At 72.3% G+C, this 26228-nt stretch carries 21 protein-coding genes; 11 read left to right on the forward strand and 10 right to left on the reverse strand.

What is annotated here, in order from left to right; translation table 11 throughout:
- Window positions 1–27: 27 nt before the first annotated feature.
- Window positions 28–732, forward strand: a complete 705-nt coding sequence (pyrF, locus tag I5071_RS10995; protein WP_419249650.1) for an orotidine-5'-phosphate decarboxylase — start codon at window positions 28–30, stop codon at window positions 730–732.
- On the forward strand, window positions 729–1475 hold the full coding sequence (rlmB, locus tag I5071_RS11000) for a 23S rRNA (guanosine(2251)-2'-O)-methyltransferase RlmB (RefSeq protein ID WP_236605384.1): 747 nt from the start codon (window positions 729–731) through the stop codon (window positions 1473–1475). The genes pyrF and rlmB overlap by 4 nt, the downstream gene beginning before the upstream one ends.
- Window positions 1476–1568: 93 nt before the next feature.
- Here rlmB and I5071_RS11005 read toward each other — a convergent pair whose 3' ends face one another.
- Entirely contained in the window at window positions 1569–2342 is a 774-nt protein-coding gene (locus I5071_RS11005) for an SIR2 family NAD-dependent protein deacylase (protein WP_236605385.1), read from the reverse strand.
- Window positions 2339–3187, reverse strand: coding sequence for an alpha/beta hydrolase (locus I5071_RS11010; RefSeq protein ID WP_236605386.1), 849 nt, complete (start codon window positions 3185–3187; stop codon window positions 2339–2341). The genes I5071_RS11005 and I5071_RS11010 overlap by 4 nt, the downstream gene beginning before the upstream one ends.
- A 104-nt stretch (window positions 3188–3291) precedes the next feature.
- Here I5071_RS11010 and I5071_RS11015 point away from each other — a divergent pair, with 104 nt between their 5' ends.
- Complete coding sequence (locus I5071_RS11015) at window positions 3292–4026, forward strand: competence/damage-inducible protein A (RefSeq protein WP_236605387.1); 735 nt, start codon at window positions 3292–3294, stop codon at window positions 4024–4026.
- Between the two features lies 1 nt (window position 4027).
- Here the strand turns inward: I5071_RS11015 and I5071_RS11020 are convergent, their stop codons facing one another.
- Entirely contained in the window at window positions 4028–5443 is a 1416-nt protein-coding gene (locus tag I5071_RS11020) for an undecaprenyl-phosphate glucose phosphotransferase (RefSeq protein ID WP_268921219.1), read from the reverse strand.
- A 245-nt stretch (window positions 5444–5688) separates the two neighbouring features.
- Here I5071_RS11020 and I5071_RS11025 point away from each other — a divergent pair, with 245 nt between their 5' ends.
- The 4 genes from I5071_RS11025 to I5071_RS11040 all read left to right on the forward strand — a co-directional run bounded on the left by I5071_RS11025 (window position 5689) and on the right by I5071_RS11040 (window position 14302).
- Window positions 5689–8583, forward strand: coding sequence for an alpha/beta hydrolase-fold protein (locus I5071_RS11025; RefSeq protein ID WP_236605389.1), 2895 nt, complete (start codon window positions 5689–5691; stop codon window positions 8581–8583).
- Between the two features lie 413 nt (window positions 8584–8996).
- Window positions 8997–10595: a L,D-transpeptidase gene (locus I5071_RS11030; RefSeq protein WP_236605390.1), complete on the forward strand. Its 1599-nt coding sequence runs from the start codon at window positions 8997–8999 to the stop codon at window positions 10593–10595.
- Between the two features lie 404 nt (window positions 10596–10999).
- Window positions 11000–11953, forward strand: a complete 954-nt coding sequence (locus tag I5071_RS11035; RefSeq protein WP_236605391.1) for a hypothetical protein — start codon at window positions 11000–11002, stop codon at window positions 11951–11953.
- Window positions 11954–12151: 198 nt separating this feature from the next.
- The gene (locus I5071_RS11040; protein WP_236605392.1) at window positions 12152–14302 is read left to right on the forward strand and encodes an HAD family hydrolase; all 2151 of its coding nucleotides are present in this window, start codon (window positions 12152–12154) and stop codon (window positions 14300–14302) included.
- Between the two features lie 119 nt (window positions 14303–14421).
- On the opposite strand, the gene I5071_RS11045 is transcribed toward I5071_RS11040, so the two are convergent.
- Window positions 14422–16011, reverse strand: coding sequence for a class I adenylate-forming enzyme family protein (locus tag I5071_RS11045; RefSeq protein ID WP_236605393.1), 1590 nt, complete (start codon window positions 16009–16011; stop codon window positions 14422–14424).
- A 196-nt stretch (window positions 16012–16207) separates the two neighbouring features.
- Here I5071_RS11045 and I5071_RS11050 point away from each other — a divergent pair, with 196 nt between their 5' ends.
- A complete protein-coding gene (locus I5071_RS11050; protein WP_236605394.1) occupies window positions 16208–16366 on the forward strand; it encodes a hypothetical protein in 159 nt (52 codons plus the stop codon).
- A 59-nt stretch (window positions 16367–16425) separates the two neighbouring features.
- Here I5071_RS11050 and I5071_RS11055 read toward each other — a convergent pair whose 3' ends face one another.
- Window positions 16426–17805 carry an acetate--CoA ligase family protein gene (locus I5071_RS11055; RefSeq protein WP_236605395.1) on the reverse strand — a complete coding sequence of 460 codons (1380 nt, stop codon included), beginning with the start codon at window positions 17803–17805 and terminating at the stop codon, window positions 16426–16428.
- A 6-nt stretch (window positions 17806–17811) separates the two neighbouring features.
- Window positions 17812–18273, reverse strand: a complete 462-nt coding sequence (locus I5071_RS11060) for a hypothetical protein (RefSeq protein WP_236605396.1) — start codon at window positions 18271–18273, stop codon at window positions 17812–17814.
- A gap of 76 nt (window positions 18274–18349) precedes the next feature.
- On the opposite strand from I5071_RS11060, the gene I5071_RS11065 reads away from it, so the two are divergent.
- Window positions 18350–19237 (forward strand): PEGA domain-containing protein, encoded by an 888-nt coding sequence (locus I5071_RS11065; RefSeq protein ID WP_236605397.1) that lies wholly within the window; start codon window positions 18350–18352, stop codon window positions 19235–19237.
- A 4-nt stretch (window positions 19238–19241) separates the two neighbouring features.
- Here the strand turns inward: I5071_RS11065 and I5071_RS11070 are convergent, their stop codons facing one another.
- Entirely contained in the window at window positions 19242–20285 is a 1044-nt protein-coding gene (locus I5071_RS11070) for a histone deacetylase (RefSeq protein WP_236605398.1), read from the reverse strand.
- 107 nt (window positions 20286–20392) lie between these two features.
- Between I5071_RS11070 and I5071_RS11075 the strand changes: the two genes are divergently transcribed.
- Window positions 20393–21898, forward strand: coding sequence for an MXAN_5187 C-terminal domain-containing protein (locus I5071_RS11075; RefSeq protein WP_236605399.1), 1506 nt, complete (start codon window positions 20393–20395; stop codon window positions 21896–21898).
- Window positions 21899–21970: 72 nt separating this feature from the next.
- Entirely contained in the window at window positions 21971–22690 is a 720-nt protein-coding gene (locus I5071_RS11080; protein WP_236605400.1) for a HEAT repeat domain-containing protein, read from the forward strand.
- Between the two features lie 106 nt (window positions 22691–22796).
- On the opposite strand, the gene I5071_RS11085 is transcribed toward I5071_RS11080, so the two are convergent.
- From I5071_RS11085 to ftsY, 3 genes are all read right to left on the reverse strand, one after another.
- Complete coding sequence (locus I5071_RS11085) at window positions 22797–23702, reverse strand: outer membrane beta-barrel domain-containing protein (protein ID WP_236605401.1); 906 nt, start codon at window positions 23700–23702, stop codon at window positions 22797–22799.
- A 17-nt stretch (window positions 23703–23719) separates the two neighbouring features.
- Window positions 23720–24808: an outer membrane beta-barrel domain-containing protein gene (locus I5071_RS11090; RefSeq protein ID WP_236605402.1), complete on the reverse strand. Its 1089-nt coding sequence runs from the start codon at window positions 24806–24808 to the stop codon at window positions 23720–23722.
- An 86-nt stretch (window positions 24809–24894) separates the two neighbouring features.
- On the reverse strand, window positions 24895–26220 hold the full coding sequence (gene ftsY / locus I5071_RS11095; RefSeq protein ID WP_236605403.1) for a signal recognition particle-docking protein FtsY: 1326 nt from the start codon (window positions 26218–26220) through the stop codon (window positions 24895–24897).
- Window positions 26221–26228 lie beyond the last annotated feature (8 nt).

Below are 26228 nucleotides of genomic sequence, written 5' to 3' on the forward strand. Positions count from 1 at the left end.
GGAGTCCGTGGTATGCAGCGCGCCATGATGCGATCCGGTCGCGAGCGCCTGGTGTTCCCGCTCGACGTCGAAGATCTCGCGGAAGCGCGGCTGTGGATCGCGCGGCTCCGCGATCACGTCGGGGTGTTCAAGGTCGGCCTCGAGCTCTTCACCGCGATCGGGCCCGACGCGGTGCGCGCGGTGCACGACGCGGACGCGGCGTGCTTCCTCGATCTGAAGCTGCACGACATCCCCGCGACGATGGCGGGCGCGACCGCGAGCGCGGTGCGGCTCGGGGTGCGCTATCTGACCGTGCACGCCGCAGCAGGACCGGCGGCGCTGCGCGCGGTCGCGGGCGCGGCGGCGAACAGCGGGACGACGCTGCTCGCGGTGACCGTGCTGACGAGCCTCGATCGCGGCGAGCTCGACGCGATCGGCATGCGCGGTGAGCCCGCAGAGGCCGCGGCGCGCCTCGCGGGCGTGGCGCGCGACGCGGGGGTTCGCGGGCTGGTGTGCTCGCCGCACGAGGTCGCGACGCTGCGCGGCGTGATCGGCGAGGGCGGCGTGATCGTCGTGCCGGGCGTGCGTCCCGCGGGCGCCGACGCGGGTGATCAGCGTCGCATCGCGACGCCGAGCGATGCGATCGCGGCGGGCGCGGATCTTCTCGTCGTCGGTCGACCGATCCGCAACGCGCCCGATCCCGAGGGAGCGGCGCGCGCGATCGCGAGCGAGATCGAGGCGGCGATCCGATGAAGCGCGTCGTCGCAGGGCCGCGTGCCGTGCTCGAGGCGCTGCGGGCGCGCGCGGGCGCGATCCACGTGATCTACGTCGAGGAAGGCGCGACCACGAAGCCGAACCGCGAGCTCGAGAGCGAGCTGCGCGCGAAGAACGTGAAGGTCGAGCCGCGCCCTCGCGCCGAGCTCGAGGCCCTCGCGCCCGACGGACGCCATCAGGGCATCGTCGCGATCACCGGCGAGTATCCGTACACGTCGCTCGAGGAAGCGCTGGTCGCGGCGCGCGAGCGGCCGCTCTTCGTCGCGCTCGACGAGATCACGGATCCCCACAATTTCGGGGCGATCGTGCGCAGCGCGGTCGCGTTCGGCGCGGACGGGATCGTGACGCTCAAGGATCGCGCGGCGCCGGTGACGCCGGTCGTGGTGCGTGCGAGCGCGGGCGCGACCGAGCACGCGCGCATCGCGCGGGTCACGAACCTCGCGCGCACGCTCGCGTCGCTCGCGGAGGAGCACGAGATGCAGATCGTCGGGCTCGCGATGGACGGCGAGGTCGCGATCGACGAGCTGCCCGAGGCCGAGCGCGGCCGCGTGCTGGTGATCGGCTCGGAGGGGAAGGGCATGCGGCCGCTGGTGCGCAAGCAGTGCACCGTCGTCGCGCGCATCGACATGGAGGGGCCAGTCGCGTCGCTCAACGCGTCGGTCGCCGCGGGCATCGCGCTCCACGCGGCGAGCCGCGCGCGGGCGCGCGAGCTCAGCGAGTGATGTCGATGAATCGGCTCGCCCGCCGGTCCCTGCCGTCGGCGCGCTTCGCGCGCTCCCGTCCGGGACCTGCGGGACGAGCACTCGGGCAAGGGCTCAGCGAGTGATGTCGAGGTCGCGCGCGATGCGCTGCATCGCTTCGCGCAGCTCGGCGTGGATCACGAGATCCGCTTCCTGATCGGCGGCCGTCGACTCGCGGTTGATCACCACCACGCGACCTCCGGCCGCGTGCGCGCGCGGGGCGAGGCCCGCGACCGGCCACACCTCGAGCGAGGTCCCGAGCACGACCAAGAGATCGCACCGATCCACGGTGCGCTCCGCCTCTGCGAAGTCGTCGGACAGCGCCTCGCCGAAGAGCACCACGTCGGGCTTCACCAGCCCACCGCAGCGATCGCACGTGGGCACGAGATCGCGCCCCGTCGCGCCGCGTGGCACGTCGTCGAAGAGGCGCAGCGTGTCGAAGCGCGCGCCACACGTCGTGCAGCGCGCAGTACGCCACGTGCCGTGCACCTCGAGCACGCGGCGCGAGCCCGCGCGCTGGTGCAGCCCGTCGATGTTCTGCGTGACGATCGCATGCACGAGACCGCGCGCCTCGAGCTTCGCGAGCACGCGATGCGCGACGTTGGGCTCGGCCTGACCCAACGCGCCGAATCGCTCCGCCCAGAACCCGTAGAACGTCGCGGGATCGGAGTGGAACCCCGAGATCGACGCGACCTGCATCGGGTCGTGCTTCGCCCAGAGCCCGCTGCGCGGGCTGCGGAAGTCCGGGATGCCCGAGTCGGTCGACACGCCCGCGCCGGTGAGCGCGACGGTGCGCTTGCTCTCGCGCAGCCACGACACGAGGTCGCGGATCCGATCGTTCGTGCTCATCCCGCGCGCTCCGCCCCCAGCGCGCGCCGGAGCACGGCCTCGACCCGATCGAGCACGTCCGCGTGATCGCGAAGCAGCGCGACGCCGTGCGCGCTTCCCTCGACGATCACCGGCTCGGTCGACGTGATGCGACCCATCGCGCTCGCGGTCTCCACCGAGTCGGGCTCCTCGCGCGCGACCACCGCGAGGAAGTCGTGCCCCGAGAGCTCGAGCCCGGGCGTGATCGCGTCGAACCCGCGGTACGCGCGGCCGGGCGAGATGGCGATCACCGGGCCGATGCCCTCGGAGCGCGCGTTCGCCGCGATCACCGCGGTCGATCCGATGCTCGACCCCACCAGCCCGATGCGCGAGGGGCGCACGCCCGACGCATCGCTGCGCACGAATTCGATCGCGGCGACCACGTCGTCCGCGGTGTGCGCCCACGCGTCGTTGTCGAAGTCGCGCCACGAGAGCGCCGCGCCGCCTTCCCGCTCGGTGCTCGCGCCGTGGCCGCGCAGATCGATCGCGAGCGTCGCGACGCGCGGCGTGCGCTCGAGCCGCTCGATCAGCGGCGCCCACTCGCTGCGATCCGAGCCGAGCTGGTGAACGAGGATCACGAGCGGAGCGTCCGGTGCGGCGGCCGCGCGCAGCGTGCCGGTGATCGTCACGCCGTCGGACGTCGTGAAGCGGACCTCGCGCGGCTCGGGCGAAGGTGCTTCGGGCTCGGGCTCGCGCGGGGTCGGCGGCGCGGGTGCTTCGGGCCGCGGGGCCTCGCTCGTGGTGCCCGAGGGCTCGGCGCGCGTGCACGCGAGCGCGACGATCGACGTCGCGAGGAACGGCGCGAGCCAGCACGTTCGGCGGCGCATGCGCGCACTCTACCTGCGCGTCGCGGTTTCGTCGTCGGCCTTCGAATGGTGGCGCGATCTCCGCTCGTCGACGACTCGGAGGCCCGCACCTATGATGCCTCGCGATGACCCGGACCGCGGCGGCGCTGGTGATCGGAAACGAGCTCCTCACCGGCAAGATCCAGGAGGCGAACGTCGCGTTCCTCGCGAAGGAGCTCTTCGCGCTCGGGATCTCGCTGCGTCGTGTCGTGATGTGCAGCGACGAGGCCGACGTGATCGCGGAGGACCTCAACCAGCTGCGCGCGCGTCACGACATCGTGTTCACGAGCGGCGGCGTCGGACCGACCCACGACGACCTCACGATCCCCGCGATCGCGCAGGCGTTCGCGCGACCGCTGGTCCGCGATCCCGTGCTCGAGCGCATGATCCGCGAGCACTTCGGGGCGCGCACGACCGAGGGCCACCTGCGCATGGCCGAGCTGCCGGAGGGCGCGGAGCTCGTCGCGAACGACCGCATCACGTGGCCGGTGCTGCGCGTCGACAACGTGTTCGTGATGCCGGGCGTGCCCGAGATCTTCCGGCTGAAGTTCGAGCTGGTGCGAGCGCACCTCGGGCGCGACGTGCCCTTCGTGTCGCGCGCGATCTACACGCGCTGCGACGAGGGCGAGATCGCGGAGCTGCTCGAGCGCGTCGAGCGCGCGTTCCCCGGCGTCGCGATCGGCAGCTATCCGCGCATCGGCGATCCCGAGTACACCGTGAAGCTGACGTTCGACGGGCGCGACGACGCGCAGGTGCGCGAAGCGCTCGAGGCGTGCCTCCGCGAGCTCCCGCCCGAGAAGGTCGTCCGCGCCGAGCGCTGACTCAGTAGGCGTTCTGGCGGACCTTCCGACCGAACACGGTCAGGAAGATGATCCACAGGTCGAAGAAGAGGCCCCAGCGGCGGATGTACTCGAGGTCGTGCTCGATCCGCTTCTCCATCTTCTCGAGCGTGTCCGTCTCACCGCGCCAGCCGTTCACCTGGGCCCAGCCGGTGAGCCCGGGCTTCACCTTGTGGCGCAGCATGTAGCCCTGGATCCGCTTCCGATACTCCTCGTTGTGCGCGACCGCGTGGGGGCGCGGACCGACGAGGCTCATCGAGCCGCCGACGACGTGGAAGAGCTGCGGCAGCTCGTCGATCGACGTGCGCCGGATGAACTTCCCGATCGGCGTGATGCGCGGATCGTCCTTCGTCGCCTGCTTCACGACGGGGCCGTCCTCCGCGACGCGCATCGAGCGGAACTTCAGCACCTCGATGACCTCGCCGTTGAGGCCGTAGCGGCGCTGCTTGAAGAAGATGGGGCCCTTGCTCGTGAGCTTGATGATCACCGAGACGACGATCATCACCGGCGACGCGACGAGCAGCGCCATCGTGCCGAGCACGACGTCCTCGAGCCGCTTGAGCACTCCGTCGACGCCGTAGAACGGCGTCTCGAAGATGCTGATCACCGGCAGGTCCCCGAGGCTGCTCCATCGGCCGTGGAGCAGGTCGAACACGAAGAAGTCGGGCACGAGGTAGACGCTCGCGGTCGAGTCCGCGAGGCGGCGCAGGAGGTCCTGCACGCGCGGCTCGGCGCGCAGCGGCAGCGCGATGTAGACCGCGTCGATCTCGCCGCGCTTGCTGCGCTCGACGACGTCCTCGAAGGTGCCGACGAGCTGCGCGCGCCCGGTCGGGAGCTCGGGCAGACGATCGGGCGTCCGGTCGTCGAAGAACCCGAGGATGTTCATGCCGAGCCAGGGCGACGTGGCGATGCGTCGCGCGAGCATCTCGCCGATCTCGGTGACGCCGACGATCGCGATCTGACGTGTGTTGCGTCCCTGGGCGCGCAGCCGGCGCAACGTCAGCCGCGCGACGACGCGCACCGTGCACATCGCGAGCGGCGACAGCACGAACCACGTGATCGTGGCGACGCGCGAGAACTCGTCGCTGAGCTTCAGGAGGAACGCGACGCCGAGGAGCATCGGGATGACGGGCACCCACGTGCCCCACACCCGCACCAGCTCCTTCGGGATCGGGACGCCGCGCCAGGTCTGGTAGAGACCCGTGGTCTCCGCGACGAGCAGGTACGCGAGGACCGCGAGCAGCGTCGCGATGGTGTCGTCGGTCCGCCAGTCCGCCTGGTCGTAGAACCAGACCGCGGCCACGTAGCCCGCGATGATGCAGACGGTGTCGGCGAGCCGCGCGAGCCCTGCCGTGGTCCCTCCACCCGTTGGCCGAATCAGCCCCGTTTTCCTGGCCATAATCAGAACGAGACGAGGTCCCCCGGTCCCCTGGGAGCGCCTGTCGCCACCGTCTCCGGTCTCCCCGCCTCGACGCGGATGATGAGCAGCTACTGTGCCGGGTCGCCGTCGCTTTCCGATGCTGCGGATCGCGGCGCCGACGGTGTCACAAACCGCGCGCCACGTCGACCGTCGCGAGCGTGATCGTCGCGAGCACGCCACATTCCGGGGGCTCGCCGTTTCGTTCTGCTACGCATGCGCCCGCCATGATCCGAAGTTCGTTGTGGTTCGCGTTGCTCGTGGTCGCCGCGATGCTCGTGGTCTCCGCGTCCGAGGTCGCCGCACAGGACGCGCCCCCCACCGTCGCCTCCATGCGCGAGGAAGTCGCACGGCTGCGCACGTCGCGCCCCGCGGCCGTTCCGGATGGAACGCTCACGAGCATCGAGTACCTGCTCGACGTCGCCGAGCGGATCGAGCGCGGCTTCGAGCCGCAGTCCGCGCGGTGGCGCGGCACCGCCGCGCGCTACCTCGCGGCGGTGCGCGAAGGGCGCGACCCCTACGTGGGCGAAGCGAACCGCATCACGAACCGCGGTTACGTCTCGCCGGTCTCGGAGACGCGACAGGGATACGCCATCTACCTGCCGCCGAATTACGACCCGAGCCGCCGCTATCCGCTGCTGATCATGATGCACGGCGGATCGAGCAACGGGAACCTGTTCCTCGGCGTCGTGATGGGGAACAACATGGACTGGCTCACGTACTCGCAGCACCTGTGGGACGAGTACGAGCCGCGCTGGTCCCCCGAGTGGATCGTCGTCGCGCCCGACGGCTTCGGCCAGGTGCTGTGGCGATGGATGGGCGAGCAGGACGTGCTCGACGTCGTCGACGACGTGCAGCGCCACTACTCGGTCGATCCGAGCCGCGTCGTGCTCGGTGGGCTCAGCAACGGCGGGCTCGGCGCGTACGCGATCGGCATGCGCCACGCGTGGCGCTTCTCGATGGTCATGGCGATCGCGGGCGCGCCGAGCTGGGTGCAGTACGCGGGCGGCTCGCCGACGAGCGACGAGACGCGGCTGCTGCATCAGGTCAGCGGCATGCACCTCGTCGAGAACTCGCTGAACACCGAGTTCCGCTTCTTCCACGGCTCGCGCGATCCCGGCCCGATGCGGCCGCGCTACGTGACCGAGATGGAAGAGCACATGCGCGGGATCGGGATCGAGCCGCGTGTGCGCTGGTACGACTTCGGGCACGACCTGCTCTACCTCGTGCATCGACACGGGCGCGCCTATCCCGACTGGGCGCAGTTCACCCAGCAGACGCGGCCCGCCGACGTGCGCGTGGTGAGCGCGGACTACCGCGCGAACCGTCAGCACTGGGTGACGATCACGCGCATCCAGGACTATCCGCGGCTCGCGAAGGTGCGCGCCCACGCCGAGGAGGGCGCGATCACGATCGAGACCGAGCACGCGCTCGAGGTCGCGCTCGATCTGCGCGACGCGCCGGTGGGCGAGGGCGACGTGCTGCGGATCAGCGCGGACGGCGCGGAGGTCTATCGCGGCGCGCGTGGGCCGCTGGGTCACGTGATCCATCTGTCGCGCGTCGACGGCGCGTGGCGGCTCGGCTTCCTGCCGCGCGAAGAGGGTCGGCTCGAGAAGGTGCCGGGGCTCTCGGGGCCGCTCACCGATCCGTATCGCGACGGGATGATCCACGTGTACGGCACGCGCGATCCCGAGCGCACCGAGGCGCTGCGCGAGGCGGCGCAGCGCGGGGCGCGCGGATGGCCGCTCTGGCTGTGGCAGCACCAGCAGCGCGTGGTCGCGGACACCGACGTGACCGACGCGATGATGGCGCGCTCGCACCTCGTGCTCTACGGCACGCCGGGCTCGAACGCGCTGATCGAGCGCATGCAGGATCGGCTGCCGATCCGCGTGACGAGCGAGGGCGTGCAGGTCGGCTCGCGCACCTATCGCGCGCAGGGCGTGGGCACGCGCTTCGTGTACCCGAACCCGCTCGCGCCGACGCGCTACGTCATCGTGCAGGCGGCGCCCACGGTCGAGGCGGTCGCGGCGGGGCACAATCTGCCGGACTTCCTGCCGGACTGGGTGGTCTACGAGGGACGCACCACGCGCACGCGTCAGCGCCTGATCGGCGGGCGCAACGGACAGCTCGCGCAGGGCTTCTTCGATGATCGTTGGCAGCTGCCGGAGAGCGGCGCGAGCGCGCGTGTCGACTCGGCGCGCGACGTCGTGGGCGGCGGTGAGGGCGAGATCCTCTACGCGCAGGCGGAGATCGACGGCGCGCAGAGCGCGGCGCCGCCGATCGACGAGACCCCCGAGCAGCGCGCGCGGAGGCTCGAGCTCAACGCGCGGATCGGCGCGCCGGAGGACTTCGTGATCCCGAGCGCGGTGCTGGCGCAGGATCCCGCGCCGCTGCTGCCGGCCGCGCAGGTGCCGGCGGCGCCGCCGCTCCCGCGGCGCTTCCTCGCGCCGGCGAGCGACCCCGCGGGGCGCATCGCGCGGCGCATCGCGACGCAGATCCCGACGTTCCTCAACTACCGCGCGATCATCCCGGGCGGCGAGTGGCGGGTGGAGCGCGGCGCGGCGTGGCAGGTGCGCCCGCAGGACGAGTGCTACGCGGCGCTGGAGACGGCGGGCGTGCCCGCGCGCGCAGTGCCGGCGCAGCGCACGCCGATGCCCTCGCCGGTCGTGATCACCGGGCCGATCGGCGGGGTGCACTTCCGGATGATCCGCCCCGAGGACGAGCCGCTCGTGATCTCGTGCGAGCTCGCGTCGCGGCTGCCGGCGATCGCGGAGATCGTGCGAACCCACGGGGTGCGCGCGATCGACGTGCTGAGCGCGCACCGGACCTCGCCCCAGCAGAGCTTCCACCGCATGGGGCTCGGGCTCGATCTCTTCGCGTTCGAGCAGGAGGGGGGCGCGCTGCTCAGCGTGTACGACCACTTCCTCGAGACGCCCGCGCACCGCACCTGCGACGCGCCGGCGCCCGACGACCCGCGCGCCCGCGCGCTCCTCGAGATCTCGTGCGCGCTCGCGGAGTCGCGGCTGTTCTCGTCGGTGCTGACGCCGAACTACAACGAGGGGCACCGCAATCACATCCACGTGGACGCGCGCCCCGACGACCCGCGCATCTTCGTGCGCTGACGCTCACGCCCGCTGGCGGGCGCCCTCGAAAGACCGCGCAGGGCCTCCGATTTCCGATCGGGTCCCCCGATGCGCCGATCGGTGGGGTGCGGCGCCCCCATGCCCGGCCCTGTTTCGTCGATCGGCGGCCCTGTTTCGTCGATCGGCGGCCCTGTTTCGTCGATCGGCGGCCCTGTTTCGTCGATCGGCGGCCCTGTTTCGTCGATCGGCGGGCCCCGTGCGGTGGCGCGGCGCCCGTCCCCGATCGCCGCGGCCTCGCGACCGGAGCGCTCGGGCCCGGGGCTGCGCGCGGCGGGCCCGACCTCGGCCGTGGCGGGCACGCCGGCGAATTTCGCCGTGGATCCGCCGCTCGGGACGACGCGGCTGCCGTTTTCTGGACGGCGCTTCCTCCGCCGTGCGATGCGCGGAGCACGATGCGGATCGCTCGCACACTCCTGCTCGCGGCGGCGATCGCCGGGCTCGGCGCGTGCGACTCGGCCCTCGATGATGGGAGCGCGGTCGACGCGTCCATCACGGCAGCTCCGGTGGTCGACACCGAGCCTGCCCTCGAGCCCGCGCCCGCGATCGAGGCCGAGCCCGTCGCGCTCCCGCCGCCGCTCCCTCCAGCTCCCCCGCCACCCCCCGACGCCGAGGCCGAGGCGCGCGCTCGCGAGGAAGCGTCGCGCGCCGCGTTCGAGGCCGAGTGGCCGCTGCACGGCATCGCGTACCACTTCCTCGCCCAGGTCCGCGCGCGCCCCGACGTGACGAGCCCGGTGATCGGCTACGTGCGTCGCGGCTCGCGCTTCCGTGCGAAGGAGGGACTGCGCGGTCCCGGCTGCGCGCGCGGATGGCACGAGGTCGTCGGCGGCGGGTTCGTGTGCCGCGGCGAGGGCTTCTTGCTCGGCCAGGGACCGCAGAGCTTCGAGCCCTCGCCCGTTGCTGCGGCGCTGCACGACGCGCTGCCCTACGCGTACGCCTACGTCGCGCGCGAGGACGCGCCGCAGTACTGGCGCATCCCGAGCGTCGCGGAGGAGCGCGAGGGTTCGTCGATGATCGAGTCGCTGCGCGCCGAGGCTGCGGCGCGCGCGGCTGCGGTCACCGAGGTCGGTGCGCCGAGCGCCGAGCCCGATCTCGAGGCGCCGCCCGGTGTGGTCGCGACGACGCTCGAGGCGAGCGCCGACGCCGGCGTCCCCGAGGGCCCGACGCTGCCGTCGTTCCTCCGCATGCGCATGCTGCGCGGCTTCTACGTGAGCATCGATCGCGAGGAGCTCGACGGCGAGCGCGCGTTCTTCCGGACCGTGCGCGGCACCTACGTGCCCGCCGGGGTGCTCGCCGAGGCGCAGCCGCCCGCGATGCGCGGCGTGGTGCTCGGCGGCGAGTGGCGCCCGCCGCTCGCGTTCGTGTATCGCCGCGGCGTGCGCGCGCTGGTCCGCGACGCGGTGAGCGGCGCGCTCACGCAGAGCGACGCGGTCGAGTTCCACACGCCGCTGCTCCTCGAGGACGAGGTGCTCGAGCGACGCGGCTCGCGGTATCGCATCGCGCGCGACGGTCGGGTGATCCGCGAGAGCGCGCTGCGCATCGTGCCGGTGATCCCGCGCCCCGAGGGCGTCGGCGAGGGCGAGCGCTGGATCCACGTCGATCGCGGCGAGCAGACGCTGGTCGCGTACGAGGGCGACGTGCCGGTGTTCGCGACGCTCGTGTCGACGGGACGCGCGGGCTACGAGACGCCGGTCGGCACGTTCCGCATCCAGAGCAAGCACGTCTCGACCACGATGGACGATCCCGACTCGGCCACCGAGGCCTACAGCATCGAGGACGTGCCGTGGACCATGTACTTCGAGGGCAGCTACGCGCTGCACGGAGCGTTCTGGCACGACCACTTCGGGCACGTGCGCAGCCACGGCTGCGTGAACCTCGCGCCCGCGGATGCGCGCTGGCTCTTCCAGTGGACGACGCCCGCGCTGCCGCCCGGATGGCACGGGGTGATCACGCTGCCGCGCCGGCCGGGGACGTGGATCCACGTCACGGACTGAGAGGCGAGGGCGGGTCCGCCAGCGCAATGTGACGAGCGGAATGGATCGGGCGCGCGGCGTGCTCAGGTCCCGACGTGCCGCAAGGAGCGACAGCGCCGCGCCTCTTGTCGTGGGTGCTCTCGGTGGTCGCGCACGTCGTCGCGGTGGCCGTCGTGCCGAGCGTTCGGTGGGGCGAGCCATCGGCTCCGCGCGGAGACGCCGGCGCCGACGCGGTCGTGTTCGAGCTGACGGTCGCGGCGCGCTCGCGGGACCTCGCGCTCGCTCGCCCGCGGGACGGCGCCGCACCGACCGAGGTGTCCGGTCGCGCGCGTGAGCGCCGGGCGGCATCGGATCGATCCACGCGGTGGGCGCCATCGACGATCGACCCGGGCCCGTCCGCGACGGACGCACGGTCGACCGACACGGTGCGGACGGCGCCGGAGGCACCGGCCGAGCTCCCACCGCTCGACCCCGAGCACGTCGCGAGCGCGTTGTCTTCGCTCGGACCGAGCACGCCCGAAGCGGACGCGGCACGCGCCGAGCGCGCGATCGAGGAGCGGCTCGACGCGGAGCTGCACGCGCGCGCGATGACGAAGGCCCACGTCACGCGCACACCGATCGAGCTCGTGCCCCGTGCCGACGGCAGCTACGTGCATCGTGGCGTCGGCTTCACCGCCGTCATCCGGCCCGACGGGTCGGTGCAGTTCGGCGATCGCGACCACGTCGCGCTGGGCGCCCGCGATCCCGTGCAGACCGACGGCTCGGGCGCGGCGGTCGAGCCGCGGCACGCCCCGGAGCTCCCCGACGCGCTCGCCGATCTCGTGGAGCCGCTCGCTCCGATCATCGATCCGCTGACCGTGATCCCGATGGATCCGAACCAGGTGCGCGCGCCCGACGGAACCTCCGCGCTGCCCGAGCTCCTCTCCGAGCCGGGCGGAGCGATCGCCACCATCGAGTCGCCCGCGGCCGGGTTCGGCATCGGTGGCACGTTCGACGCGCAGGGCGCCGCGATGCGCGCCGCGGGACAGGATCCGAACGCTGCGGAGCGGCTGCGGTTCCTCGAGGAGACCGAGGAGCTCCGCGATCGACTGACCGACGCGCACGCCGCGCGCGAGCGCGCCGCGGCGCTGCCCCGACTGCGCGCGCGCATCCGGCGCCTCTGGGCCGCCCCACGTCCCGCCGCCGAGCGCCGGCGCGCGCTCTTCGAGCTATGGGACGACGCGAGCGAGGACGACGTGGGCCGCTCGGCGCGCGACGCGATCGAGCGCTTCGTGCGCGAGGAGCTCCCCGAAGGCTCCGCCGACGCCTACTCCGATGGCGAGATCGAGCACCTCAACGCCTCGCGCGAGAGCACGGGACGGTTCGCGCCGTACCGCTGATCTCCATGCCGGAAGGACCGGCGATCGCCGCCTGAGCACGAGGTCCGGGAAGTCGCCGTCGTTTGACGCGCCCGCGCTCGGCGCGTACGCCCCGTCCCTCTCGTGGACGCTTCCTCGATCCCCTCCTCGCGCGCGCAGCTCCCTTCGCGTCCGTGCCCCGTGTGCGGGACGAGCGTGGAGCCGCTGCGCGCTCGGGCCGTGATCGCGCTCGAGGACGGGATGCGCTTCCTGTGCAGCCCCGAGTGCCGCGAGCGCTTCCTGCGCGGGGAGCGACATCGCGAGCGCACCGAGCCGGCGCGCGCATCGGCGAGCGCGTCGGCGTCGAGCAGCGATCCGATGCTGCGCGCGGTGCGCAAGCGGCGCTCCCAGCGCCCGCCGAGCTCGTCGAGCTCGTCGGAGTGGACCGCGCCGGTGCCCGAGGCGCCCGAGCCGCCCGTGCCGCTCCCCGTGTTGCCGCTGGCGGTCGCGGGCATGGCGCTCGTCGCGGCGGCGTTCGCGACCAGCTGGACGCTCGTCGGCATCAGCGCGGTGCTCACCGGCGCGGCCGCCGCGCTCGCGGTGCTCGGGCCCTTGCCGCTCCGGCGCGACGCGGGATGGCTCGCGTGGGCGACCGCTCCGTCGGGCGCGTCGCTCGCGTGCGTGGCCGCGCTGCTCTCGTTCGAAGGCGGCCACGACGCGCGCCTCGCGCTCGCGGGCGCCTCGCTCGCCGCCGCCGCCGCGATCCTGCGCGCCTGGCTCGACGCGAGCGCGGCGCGCCCGCTGGAGCGCCTCCTCGATGCGCTGCGCCGCCGGATCCCCGCGCGCGCCCAAGGGCCGGTCGACGACACGACGCGCCCGCTGCAGGTCGGCTCGCGCGAGCTCGAGGCCGACCGTGTGCGCGCCGGCGAAGAGGTGATCGTCAGCGACGGAGGCGTCGTGCCCGTCGACGGCGTGGTGCGGGCCGGGGAGGGCTACGTGCTCGCGCATCCGGCCGCGCGCTCTCCGGTGCGCCGCCGCGCCGGCGATCCCGTGATCGCCGGCGCGCGCGTGATCGACGGAGCGATCCGCGTGCTCGCGACGCGGGTGGGCGAGCACCGCGCGCTGCTGCGTCCGGCGCGCTTCGGCGATGGCACCGCGGACGACGCGGCGCGCGTCACGCGGCTCACGACCCGCGGCATCCAGTGGGGCGGGCTCGCGGTGCTCGCGTTCGGTGCGCTCGGCCTCTGGCTCGGCGACTCCGGCGGCGGCCTCGCGATGCGCCTGTCGGCCGCCGCGGGCGTGCTCGTCGCGGTGCCGCTCCTCTCGCTGCGTCGCGCGGCGGAGGCGCCCTTCGTCGCCGCGGGCGCGACCGCGGCCGAGCGCGGAATCGTGTTCCAGAGCGCGCGCTCGCTCGATCGCGCGGGGCGCGTGCGCGTCGTCGCGCTCTGCACGCACGGCACGATCACCGAGGGCGAGCCCGAGGTCGTCGAGGTGCACCCGATCGGCGAAGGCTCGGTCGACGAAGCGCTGGGCCTCGCTGCCGCGGCCGAGGCATCGCTCGAGGGAAACCCGATCGCGCGCGCGATCCTCCGTCACGTCGAGCGCCGGCGCATCGCCAAGGGCGCGGTGCGGCGCGTGACCCAGGTACCGGGCCGCGGCATCACCGCGGTCGGCGCGGCCAGCGAGGCGATCGTCGTGGGCAGTCGCCAGCTCCTGCTCGACGAGGGCATCAGCGTCGCGGTCGGCGACGTCGACGCGGAGCGGGCCGAGAAGCGCGGCTTGAGCGTCGTGTTCGTGGGCGTCGATCGCAAGCTGCGCGCGCTGGTGATGCTGCGCGACGAGGATCGCCCTGGCGCACGCGCCGCGGTGCAGCGCCTGATCGATCTCGATGCCGAGGTGCTCCTCGTGTCGGGCGATCACCGCAGCACCGTCGAGAGCCTCGCGCGCCCGCTCGACGTGGATCACGTGAAGGCGGAGCTCACGCCCGAGGAGCGCGGCACCGAGGTGCGCCGGCTGCGCGAGGCGGGCGGCGGCACCGTGGCGGTGATCGGCCGCGCCGGGCCCGACGACGTGGTGCTCGCCGCGGCCGACGTCCCGGTCGTGCTCGCGGCGGCGGGATCGCCCGAGGGCGAGCGCGCGATCGCGCTCACGGGCGACGACGTGCGCGACGCCGCCGCCGCGCTCTGGCTCGCGAACGCAGCGCGACGCGAGGCGAACCGGGCGGTCGCGGTCGCCGTCGTCGCCGGGCTCGCGCTCGCCGTGCTCGCGGCGAACGGCCTCGCCGCGCCGGGCGTCGTCGCGCTCGGCGCGATCGCGGTCGATGTCCTCGCGCTGCCCGCTGCCGCGCGCCTGCTGCGCCGCATCGAGCTGCGCCTCCCCGCGCGCGGCTGAGCTTCCGGGAGGGGTCTTGGAAGACCCCTCCCCCCGACCGGCAGAGCCGGATCGGGGCCCCAGCCCCGCTTGCTCGTGGGTCGGCGGCGTGGTCCGACCCCGACCCGGCCCGCGCCCCGTTACGCCATCTCGCGCAGCTCGCGCTTGAGCACCTTGCCGGTCGGGTTCTTCGGCAGCTCCTGCATCACCCGCACGTCGCGCGGCACCTTGGGCCCCGAGAGCCGATCGCGGCACCACGCGATCAGCGAGGGCACGTCCGCGGACGCACCTTCGCGCAGCACGACGAACGCCCGCACGCGCTCGCCCCACTCGCGATCGGGCACGCCCACCACCGCGGCCTCGCGCACCGCAGGATGGCGCGCGAGCACCTCTTCCACCTCGGCGGGGTACACGTTCACGCCGCCCGAGATGATCATGTCGCGCTTGCGACCATCGAGGTGCACGAGCCCGTGCTCGTCGACGTGCGCGAGGTCGCCCACGCTGAAGAACCCGTCACGCATCGACGCGCGCGTCGCCGCGTCGTCGCGGTGATAGTCGACGAGCATCGTGTTGCGCACGAAGAGCTCGCCGGTCGCGCCCCGCGGCACCTCGCGCCCGCGCTCGTCGAGGATCCGGATCTCGTTGCCCGGCACCACGTGCCCGATCGTCCCCGGCGCGCGCAGCAGCTCGTCGGGGGTCGCGATCGTGTTCAGCCCGGTCTCGGTCGCGCCGTAGATGTTGTAGAGGACGTGCCCGAACTCCTGCATGAAGTCGCGCGCGACCGCGCCCGAGAGCGGCGCGCCCGCCGAGAACACCGCGCGCAGGCTGCGCGTGTCGTGCTTCCTCCGCGCGGCGGGCGGCAGCTCGAGGATGCGGTGCAGCATCGTGGGCACCACCGCAGTCGTCGTGATCGCGTGCTCCTCGATCTTCGCGAGGGCGCGCTGCGCGTCGAAGCGCGGCTCGATCACCACCGTGCCGCCGAGCACGAACGTGAACGACGCGAACCCGAACGCGGTCGTGTGATAGAGCGGGCACACCGCGAGGTGTCGATCGTCGTGGCGGATGTCGAGCTCGTCGATCGACTGCAGGAACGCGAGATGCGCGTCCTTCGGGAACCGGCGCACCGCGCCCTTCGGCTTCCCCGTCGTGCCGCTCGTGTAGACGACCACCGCGGCGTCGTCGCCGCTCGCCTCGTCGACCGGCCGCACGCGCCCCGGCGCGACCAGCGCGTCGTAGCTCGTCGTGCCCGGGTGCGTGCCGCCCACCGCGATCAAGTTCGCCTCGGGCACGCCCGTGAGCTTCGCGCGCGACGCGACGATCGGCGCCGCGAGCTCGGCCTCGACGAAGATCGCGCGCGCGCCCGAGTGCGACGCGAGGAACTCGAGCTCCTCGGGCGTCGAGCGATAGCTCGCCGACACCGCCGCGCCGCCGAGGCGTGTCATCGCGGCCTGCACCTCGACGAACTCCGCGCGGTTGTGCATCAGCAGGATCGCCGCATCGCCGCGACCGATCCCGTGCTGGTGGCGCAGGCGCGACGCGAGCCGATCGATGCGCTCGTCGAGCGCGCGGTACGTGAGCCGCCGTCCCTCGCACACGATCGCGATCGCGTCGGGCGTGTTCGCCGCGTGCACGCGGAAGATCGTGGCGAGCCCGAGCGAGCCCGAGAGCCGGGCGCGCGCGAGCGCGATCACGCCGCGCGGCGAGACGTCGAACGCGATTCCGCTGCGCACGCCGAGCCTCGTCGCGACCCTGGCGAGGTCGATCGGCGCCCTCACGCGACGGACGGTCTCGCTCACGAGATTCCGGGCGGAGCGGATTCCTTCGCGGTTGCTAGAATTAATTCTGTTGACCATCCAAGCGCCTCTTCCCTACGATGATGGCACGCGAACGCCGCTCGTTGGCCGTTGGCCGTGTGGAGGTGATCTCATGGGTTTCTGGCAGGATGCGAGCCCCGTCGTGAAGGGCGCCATCGTCGTCGGTGGTCTCTTGATCGTGTACTTCCTCGTCGCGTGGGCCGTGGGCCTGCCGCCGTACGGCAGCCAGGTCGGCGACGAGGTCCAGCAGACTCGCGGCATCCAGCCGTGACGTGATCGCGAGGGGGCGCGTCGGCCGCGCCCCCGCTTCGCGTTCCCGCGCTCGAACGCTCAGCCCGCGCCGCCGCGCGCGGGCGCATCGAGCCGTCGCACGAACGCTTCGCCGACCGTCACGCAGGCCTCGCGCACTTCGACGCCCCCGCCGACCAGGATCGCGAGCGGTCGGATCTCGACCGAGACGATCTCGTCGCGGCGTCGATCGACGAAGGCCGTCAGGCGCAGCATCGCGTCGTCGATCGCTTCGAGCACGGTGCGGCGTCGCGCCGGCGTGCCCGCGAGCACGAGCTCGCTGCCGCGCAGCCGGGCGAGGGTGCGCTCGAGGCGCTCCGCGCTCGCCGGCAGCACGGTCCGCGTGCGATCCGCCGACGCGAGGCCGTGCGGATCGGCGAACCCGATCTCCGCGAGCACCCATCCGCCCTCGAGCGGCATCGCGCGCACGCCGAGCAGCGCGATCGGCGTGGTGGTCGCGGTGACGGTCACGCCGAGCAGGCGCGCGTCGGGGCTGCGCTCGCTCGCCATGCTCATGATCTGCCGGAACACGTCGCGGACGCGCGCGGCGTTGTCGACGCCGTCGACCGCGAGATCGGGATGATCCCAGATGCGCAGGTCGGGCGAGGCGAGGGCGATGCGCACCGGGAACCCGATGCGCGCGGCCTCGGCGGCAGCGCGCGACGGGCTCGAGCACAGCTCTTCGACGGGCAGCGGGAGCCCGTAGGGCTGCAGCGCGGCCTTGCTCGCAGGATCGGAGAGAGCGCGCGGAGGGCCGAAGAGCACGTCGGTCGCGGCGCGCTCGTCGACGCCCTCCATCACCGCGCGACCGGGCGGCGTCGCGCCCGCGGCGTCGCGCATCGCACGCAGCGCCTCGCGCACGTCGCGCGGCTCGCCGAGCGCGATCAGCTCGCCCTGCGCGGCGCGTCCCCAGCCGATGCGACCATCGTCGAGCCGGGCGAGGCGACCCCCCGTCGATCCTCCGCCGCGCAGCTGCAGGCGCGCGCGATCGAGGGCCGGCACACCGCGCGTCGACGCCGACCACGGCTGCGTCGCGCCCGCGCGCATGAGCGCGAGCGCGGCGACCATCGGGCGCACCTCGTCGACCGCGACGATTCCGAGATCCGCGGCGATCGCCGCGCGATCCTCGATGTCGGCGCGCTCGCCGAGCCCCACGATCGCGCAGCTCGAGCCCGCCGCGAAGCACGCCCGCGCGAGCGTGACGAGCTCGATCGGCTCCGCCGCGCGAGAGAGCGCGACGCCGCAGGCGCGACCTTCGCCGAGGATCGTCGCGGCCTCTTCGATCGGCGCGCGCGAGACCGAGGGCGCGATCGCCAGATCGATCTCCGCGCCGAGTCGCGCGCACTCCACCGCGAGATCCGCGTCGTCGCACACGACCGGGATCGGCGGAGGAGGAGAAGCGGACGCGCGTCGCTCGGCCACGCTCGCTCAGCGCCCGCGGGCGCTCCCCGTGGCCGCGCTGCGCACGTCGGACGCGAGCATCAAGTAGCGGCCTCCGCGCTCGACCACCACGCCCGTGACCTCGATCGGCGCGCCCAGCCGCAGCGCGAGCACCGTCGCGATCGACGCGTCGCTCTTCGCGACGAAGATCGGCACGTTCGCCTCGCGCGTGCGCAGCTGGATCGCGATGCGGCTGCTCAGCCCCGCGCCCACCGCGAGATCGTCGAATTGGGGCTCGATGCGCTCGAGCTCGTCGACCAAGCGGATGGCGCGCCCGGTGTGACGCTCGGGGATCACGGCGAGCGCGCGCGGCGGGACCGGCACCGGCGCGCCGCTCGTCTCGCGGAGGATCCCGAACGGATCGACGCTCTGCGCGACCGCGAGCGACGCGACGAAGACGATCGTGCTCGCGAGCGCGATCCCCGGAGCGAGCGAGCGGAGCGGGCGCATCGACACCTCGCGCTCATTGTTCCTTCCCTGCGCCACCCACGCCAAGTTCGTGGGGCGACCGTGATATCGTGCCGACGTGCGTCCAGCGCTCGTCGCCCTCGTCATCCTCGCGCTCCCGAGCGCGCTCTCGGCGCAGGAGACACCGCAGCCACCGCACGACGCGACGGTCGCGGAGCAGGACGCCGACGTCGCGCGCCGCGCTCGCGCCGCGTTCGAGGCGGGCGTCGCGCACTTCGAGGCGCGCCGGTATCGCGATGCGATCCACGAGTTCCAGGTCGCCGCGCAGCTCGTCCCGAGCGCCGACCTCTGGTTCAACGTCGCGCGCGCCCACGAGGAGCTCGGCGAGTGGGAGCAGGCGATCGAGCACTATCGCCGTTACCTCCGAGATCGCGTGGATCCGCCCGATCGCGCGCAGGTCGAGGGCCACATCCGCGAGCTCGAGGAGCGCGCCGAGGCCGCGCGTGCTGCGCGCCTGACCCGGCCCACGACCGGCACGCTCACGGTCCGGGTCGACGTCGAGGGCGCCACCGTTCGCGTCGGTGACCGCGAGGTCGGCCAGAGCCCGATCGGCGACGAGCTCTCGCTCGATCCGGGCCGCCATCCGCTGCTCGTCACGCGCGAGGGCTATCTGCCGTTCCGCTCCGAGGTCGCGGTCGAGGCGGGCCTGCGCACCGCCGCGTACGTCGATCTGCAGCCCGAGACGCGTTATCGCGCGATCGAGGGCGAGCGCATCTTCACGTGGATCGCGTGGGGCCTCTCGGCGGCGTCGCTCGGCGTGGCGATCGGGCTCGGCGTCGAGGCGGGCTCGCGGCAGGGCAGCGATCTCGACAGCGCGCGCGAGTGGAGCGCGTGGTCGGACGCCGCGCTCGGCGCGGCGATCGGCTTCGGTGCGCTCGGCGCGATCCTCTGGTTCCTCGAGGGTCGCGCGGTCGGCACCGAAGTGATCCCGCCGCCGAGCGAGTGACGATCTACCGCAGCTCGGGCCGGTGCGGCGCGAGCGCGCGGATCGTGTGATCGAGCGCAGCCTGCGACGTGCCCGAGGTGCGTCCCTCGGGCAGCGCCACGCGCTCACCCAGCGCGGCGCGCACGGTCGCATCCACCGAGCTCTCGAGCGCCTGCAGATCGTACCCGCCCTCGAGCACGAACCCGACGCGCCCGTGCCCGAGCTGCTCCGCGACGTCGATCAGCGCGGTCGCCATCGCGCCGTAGCTCGCCGCATCGAGCCGCATCGACGCGAGCGGATCGGACGCGTGCGCGTCGTACCCCGCCGAGACCAGCACGAGATCGGGCGCGAACCCCGAGACCAGCGGGAGCACCACGCGCCGGAACGCCTGACCGTACTCCTCGGGCCCCGAGCCCGGCGGCATCGCGAGGTTCGCGGTCGTGCCCACGCCCGCGCCGCGTCCGATCTCGCCCGGCGCGCCGGTGCCCGGATAGAGCGGCCACTGGTGCAGGCTCACGAACATCACCCGCGGATCCGCTTCGAACGCGTCCTGGGTGCCATTTCCGTGGTGCACGTCCCAGTCGACGATCGCCACCCGCTGCGCGCCCGCGTCGAGCGCCGCGGTCGCCGCGATCGCGACGTTGTTGAGCAGACAGAAGCCCATCGCGCGATCGCGCTCGGCGTGGTGCCCCGGGGGCCGCAGCAGCGCGAACCCGCGCTGCGCCCGATCCTCCATCAGCGCCCGTGCGAGCTCCGCCGCACCGCCCGCCGCCCGCCACGCCGCGGCCCGGCTGCCAGGCGCCACGTACGTGTCCGCGTCGATGCTCCCGAACGATCCGCGCAGCGCGTCCTCGAGCGCGCGAAGGTGCTCGCGCGAGTGCACCCGGAGGATCTCGTCCTCGCGCACCTCGCGCGCCGCGATCGTCGTGCGCGCCGCGCCGCCGAGCGCGCGTGCCACACCGCTGCGGGCCGCATCGAGCCGCTCCGGACACTCGACGTGCTTGCGGGGCGCGCGGTGCGCGTCGAAGCTCTCGTCGTCGACGACGGCGATCGTCTTGCTCGCGATCATCCGCGAACACTGACGCGCGCGTACGTCATCGGACAAGTCGGCTCTATTGACCCTCAAAGTCGCAGGGTGATATCCACCTTTGCAGTCTCGGGGGGAGAACGCAGCGCATGCGAACCAAGATCATCGCGGGAAATCTTGCTGCTGTCCTCGTCGTCGGGCTCGTGTCGTATGCGATGGTGAAGTCGAGCCTCGAGGCCGAGCTGGTCGGCGAGGTCGACACGCGGATCGTCTCCGACTACCGGCTGCTCGATCGCTCCTTCCGTCTCTCGGCGCGCGAGCTCTCGGAGCTCGACGACGAGCAGTCGCAGCAGCGCGCGATGATCGACATCTTCGTGAGCGCGCTCGACGAAGCGAGCCGCCGGACGCGCGCCTACGAGGCCGCGGATCGTGTCGCGTCGTGGCTCGCCGATCCGTCGCGCCGCGGCGCGACCCCGGACATCGTCGTGGTCGTCGACGATCGCGGCAACGTCGTCGCGCGCAACGCGGATCGCAACCGCATGTACGGCCAGGATCTCGGGAGCACGGTGCCCGCGGTCCAGCGCGCGCTGCGCGGCGACACCGCGACCGGCATCTGGCAGAAGCAGGACGAGAACAAGGTCTTGCAGGTCGCGGTCGCGCCGATCCGCGGCGAGGATCACCGCGTCCTCGGCGCGCTGCTGATCGGCTACGACATCTCGAACGGCCTCGCGCGCGCGGAAGGTGAGCTGCTGGGTCGCGACGTCGCGTTCCTGCTCGGCGATCGCGTATACAGCTCGTCGCTCGCGGAGGGCGCGGTCAGCGAGGCGCTCGGCGCGCACCTCTTCGGGCCCGGTCAGGCCGCGGTCCAGGGGGCGATGCAGGGCAACCCGAGCGCGCCGTTCACGGTGCAGCTCGCGGGGGACGAGTACGTCGGCGTCGTGGGCCCGGTGCCCTCGGGCGGCGCGCAGACGCCGCTCGCGATGGTCGTGCTCGCGAACCGCAGCGCGCAGATCGGCAAGGCGGGCGCGACGAACGTCATCCTCCTGCTGACGGTGGTCGGTGCGATCGTCGTGCTCGTGTACGGCTTCCTGATCGGCACCAGCTTCATCCGCCCGATCGAGCAGATGGAAGAGGCGATCCTCGCGGTCATCAACGGCCGTACGGACACCCGCATCGAGCTCGAGAGCGCGGAGTACGGCGGTCTCGCGTACCGCATCAACCAGCTCCTGAACGTCTTCACCGGCACGCCGGAGGAGGACGACCAGGGCCGCGTCAGCTCGCCGCCGGGCGGCGGTGGACGCTGGCAGGACGACAGCATCGCGCAGAGCTCGATCGCCGAGCCCGGCGCGACGCCCCCGGCGACCGCGCCGGCCCCTCAGGGAACCGCGGGCGGCGAGGACGAGGTCGACCCCGCGGTGGCCGCGCAGCTCGCGTCGGAGCCCGAGGACGCCTACTACGCGCGCGTCTATCGCGAGTACGTCGCGGCGAAGCAGGCCGTGGGCGAGGACGTCAGCAACATCCCGCAGGACAAGTTCGTGCAGCGCCTGCGTGCGAACGAGCAGTCGCTCATCAAGAAGCACGATTGCCGGATGGTTCGCTTCCAGGTACAGACCCGCGGCACGCAGGTGAACCTGAAGCCGGTGATCATCCGGTGATGCGCTGCTGAGCGCGCGACGGCGAGAGCGCCGGACGCGCATCGGGGCCCACCGGAGCGGGAGAACGCTACGGTGGGCCTTTTCGATTTCTTCGGCAGCAAGAAGTCTCCGGTCGAGAAGCACGCGGGGCGCGTCGCGGATCGACGCGCGCAGGCGCCGGATCGGTGGGACTCGATCCAGGCGCTCGGCGCGCTGAAGTCGCCCGAGGCCGTCCAGGCGCTGCTCGCGCGGTTCACGATCTACGCGGACCCGAGCATCACGGACCAGGAGGAGAAGGACGAGACCTTCCGCCTGATCGTCGAGACCGGCGCGCCCGCGATCGATCCCGTCGTCGCGTTCCTGCGGCGCAGCGAGTCGCTCGGCTGGCCCCTCAAGCTGCTCGACCGTCTCGTCCCCGCGGAGCGCGTCGTGACCGAGCTCCTCGCCGTCCTCGAGACGATGGACACCGAGTACCAGCGCGACCCCACGCGCAAGGTGCAGGTGCTCCAGACGCTCGAGGATCGACGCGACGTGCGCATCGCGCCGGCGGTCGCGCGCTTCCTCGAGGACGTCAACGAGACGGCGCGCTTCCACGCCATCGCGGCGCTCTTCGCACAGGAGGACCCGAGCCCGGCCCGCGCTGCCGCGCAGAAGGCGCTGAGCCGCGAGGACAGCGTGCGCGGGCGTACCCGACTGCTCGAGGCGTTCGCGGAGCGCGGATGGGACGTCGGGGAAGGGCGCGCCGCGATCGAGAAGACGCTCCCCGCCGGCTGGTCCCTCGACAAGGCGGGAGTGCCGCGCAAGAAGGGCTGAGCGCGACTGCCACGCTCGATGCGAGCGACTGGCACGCTCGCTCCAAAACGAAAACGGCCGGTGTCTCCACCGGCCGTTTTCGCGTTCTACGCGACTGACGCGCTTCTCAGTCCGTGATCTGCACTTCCGTCGGCAGGTAGATCACGATGCCGACGTTCAGCATCTGGTTGAACGTGGTGCGCGCGTCCGCGCCGTCGATCTGCTCGTCGGGGAAGCCGCTGCCGGGCGCGCCGTTCGCGTCCTCGCCGCTCTCGTCGAAGCCGCTCGCGCGCCACGAGAACGGGAACGCGCGCCACTCGATCTGCAGACCGATGAACTCGTTGAAGTACATGCTCAGACCGACACCGAGCATCGGCGCGGGCAGGATGCGCGAGGTACGCGACTGCGTCGCGAGGCAGTCGGGCGCGCTCGACCCCGGCGGCTGCGGCTGATCGACGCAGGCCGCGCGGTACTGCTCGCGCGACACGTCCGAGCGCTCGTCGACGCCGAACAGACCGACACCCGCGAGGATGTAGAGGTCGGTGTCGACGAAGCCCGCCTGGAAGAGCGAGAGCTTGCCGCGGAGCGGGATGAAGAGGACGTGCAGCGACGCGCCCCAGCGGATGCGCCCGACCTGATCGGGGAAGCCATCCGCGCTCGGCAGGCTGAGACGGTTCTGCGGGCTCACCTGACCGTTCGACGCGATCTGCGAGGTGAGGTCGGTGTCGATGTCGATCGGCGCGCCGCCGCCCCACGCACCGATTCCGAGCCAGTCGGTGAAGTGGAACCCGAGCGAGCCGCCGAAGAACAGCGCGCGCGAGAACTCGTCCTGCAGCGTGTAGCCGACCGACGGAGTGATGAAGAAGCGATTGACGCGGTATTGGCGCATGTGGCGCACCGCGGGCTGACCGGCGAGCGGGCCGGTGATCTGCACGTCCTGCGCGCTCGCAGCGCCGCTGAGCGTGGTGATCGCTGTCCCGAGCGCGAGCGCTGCGAGGACGCCGAGGAGGCGACGATTCTTCTGAGTGAGCATGTCCAGCGCTCCTCTGGTCACCGCGGGAGGCGGTACTCGAAATCGAAGGGCAGGAAGATCGTCAGACCGAGGTGCGCCGTGACGTTGTTGATGAACGCCGGGCTGTTCTGGGTCCACGTGTCCGGATTCGTCCGCTCCGCGCCGAGCGCGACTTCGAGATTCTCGAGCTGCTCGAGATACATGTAGTCGCGCAGCTCGGCGACGATCGCGAGCCAGCGAGTCACGAACACGCGCAGACCGATACCCACGTTGAACGCGACGCGGATGTCGAAGTTGAAGCTGCGGACCTCGGGGTCGATCACGGGGATCGGCCGCGTGTTCATCAGGCCCACGCCGCCCAGCACGTAGATGTCGTACTGGAAGATGAACTCGTTGAACATCGCGAACTTGCCGTAAATCGGCACGTACGTGAACGCGAGGTGCGCGCCGAACTGGTAGCTGTTGACCGGCACCGCGAGGCGCGTCGCGCGACGCACGAAATAGCCGATGTCCGACTCGTTCTCGAGGCCCTCGTACCAGATGAAGTTCACGCCGAGCGCGAGAACGTTCGTCCACCAGTAGTTGAGCCCGACTCCGACGCCCGTGTGCTGGACGAAGGGATCGTTCAGCGAGAACGAGGCCGTCGGCGTGATCTCGACGCGATTGATGCGCAGCGCATAGACCTGCTGGACGGCGAAGATCTCTTCGCGCGCTTCCTGCTGCTCAGTCGGCGCCTCGCGCGTCTCGGTCTGCTCCGCGGCCGTTTCGGTCGTCGCGAGATCGCCGATGACGTCGCCGCTGCCCGACTCTTGCGTCGGTTGCGTCTCGCCCTCTTCGAAGCTCATGTCCGCGCCTTCAGCCGAGCCTTCTTGCTGTGGCTGCTGCTCGGCCTCGTCGAGACTGAACTCCATGTCCTGCGCGTGCGCTGGACCCGCGAGCAGCACTGAGCCGCTGACGAGCGCCGCACCGGCGAGAAGCACTGCGCTGCGTGGCAGCGGCACTGCTCCCGCGAGTGCACGTGCGAGCAGCGCTACGGAAGCCTTCCTCATCGCAACCCCTTGATTCGAGGCAGCCTCTCGAGACGCGACATCGTCTCTGCCAGAGGCGTTGTGCCGTGCTGCAAACATCTGGAATCGTTGAAGAAATCGCCAGTCTAGCGGAAGCTGGCCGGGACTATACCACGCGCGAATTCGCGAATTCAATGGCGACCGAACTACGCCGCTGCGGTCTCGTCGTCGGGCTTTGCGAAGAGCGCCTGAACGAACGCGTCGGTATCGAACTCGCGTAGATCTTCGATGCGCTCGCCGATACCGACGTAGCGCACGGGAATGCGGTGCTCGTCGACGATGCCGAGCACGACACCGCCCTTGGCGGTGCCATCGAGCTTGGTGAGCACGATTCCGCTCACCGGAATCGCGTCCTTGAAGAGCTGGGCCTGCTGGATCGCGTTCTGCCCAGTGGTTGAGTCGAGCACGAGCAGGATTTCATCCACAGGGCGCTCGAGCGCCTTTTCTGCAGTGCGGACGACCTTCTTGAGCTCCTCCATCAAGTTCGACTTGGTGTGGAGTCGGCCCGCGGTGTCCGCGATGACCACGTCGGCGCCGTCGCCCTGCGCCTTCTTGATCGCCTCGAAGATCACCGACGCGGGATCCGCGCGATCCTTGCCCTTCACGATCTCGCATCCGACGCGCCGCGCCCACACCTCGAGCTGCAGCACCGCTGCCGCGCGGAATGTATCGCCGGCCGCGAGGACGACCTTCTTTCCTTCTTCGTGAAAACGACTCGCGAGCTTGCCGATCGTCGTCGTCTTGCCCACGCCGTTCACGCCGACGACGAGGATCGTCGTGGGCTTCGAGCGCACTTCGATGCCGCCCGCCGATGCCCCGAGGATCGCGCGCGCCTCCTCGCGGATCGCCGACCAGACCGCGTCCTCGTCGCGCAGCTCCGCGCGCGCCATCTTCGCGCGCAACGTCTCGAGCATCTTCTCGCTCGTGCGCACGCCGATGTCCGCGGTGATCAGGACCTCCTGGATCTGATCCAGGAGCGCGGGATCGATCTCCTTCTTGCCGCCGAAGATCTGCGCGAGGCGCGCGATGAACCCGCCGCGCGTCGACGCGAGCCCGCGGCGCAGCGCCGCGACCTGCTCCTTGCCGTCCGGCTTCTCCTTCGCGGGCGCGGCCGGCTTCGCGGGCTCGGCCTTCGCGACGGGCGCTTCGACCTTCGCCGGCTCGGGCTTCGCCGCGGGCGTCTCCACCTCGACGGGCTTCGCCTCGATGGGCTTCTCCGCCGCGGGCCGCGACGGCTCCGACTTCACCGGCTTCTTCTCCGGTGCGCCCTTGGCGGGCTCAGCGGCCTTGGCGGGCTCGGGCGCCTTCACCGGCGCAGGCTCCGCCTTCTTCTCCGGCGACGGCTTCGCAGGAGAGGGTGGAGTGGCTTCGCCACTCGGCGCTTCGGGTGCCTGACGGCGCATCGCGAACACGATCGCGACGACGATCAGGACCGCGACGACGACGATGGCGACGATCGTGCCCGGTTCCATGGCGGGGC

Source organism: Sandaracinus amylolyticus (assembly GCF_021631985.1).
Taxonomy (GTDB): Bacteria; Myxococcota_A; Polyangia; order Polyangiales; family Sandaracinaceae; genus Sandaracinus; species Sandaracinus amylolyticus_A.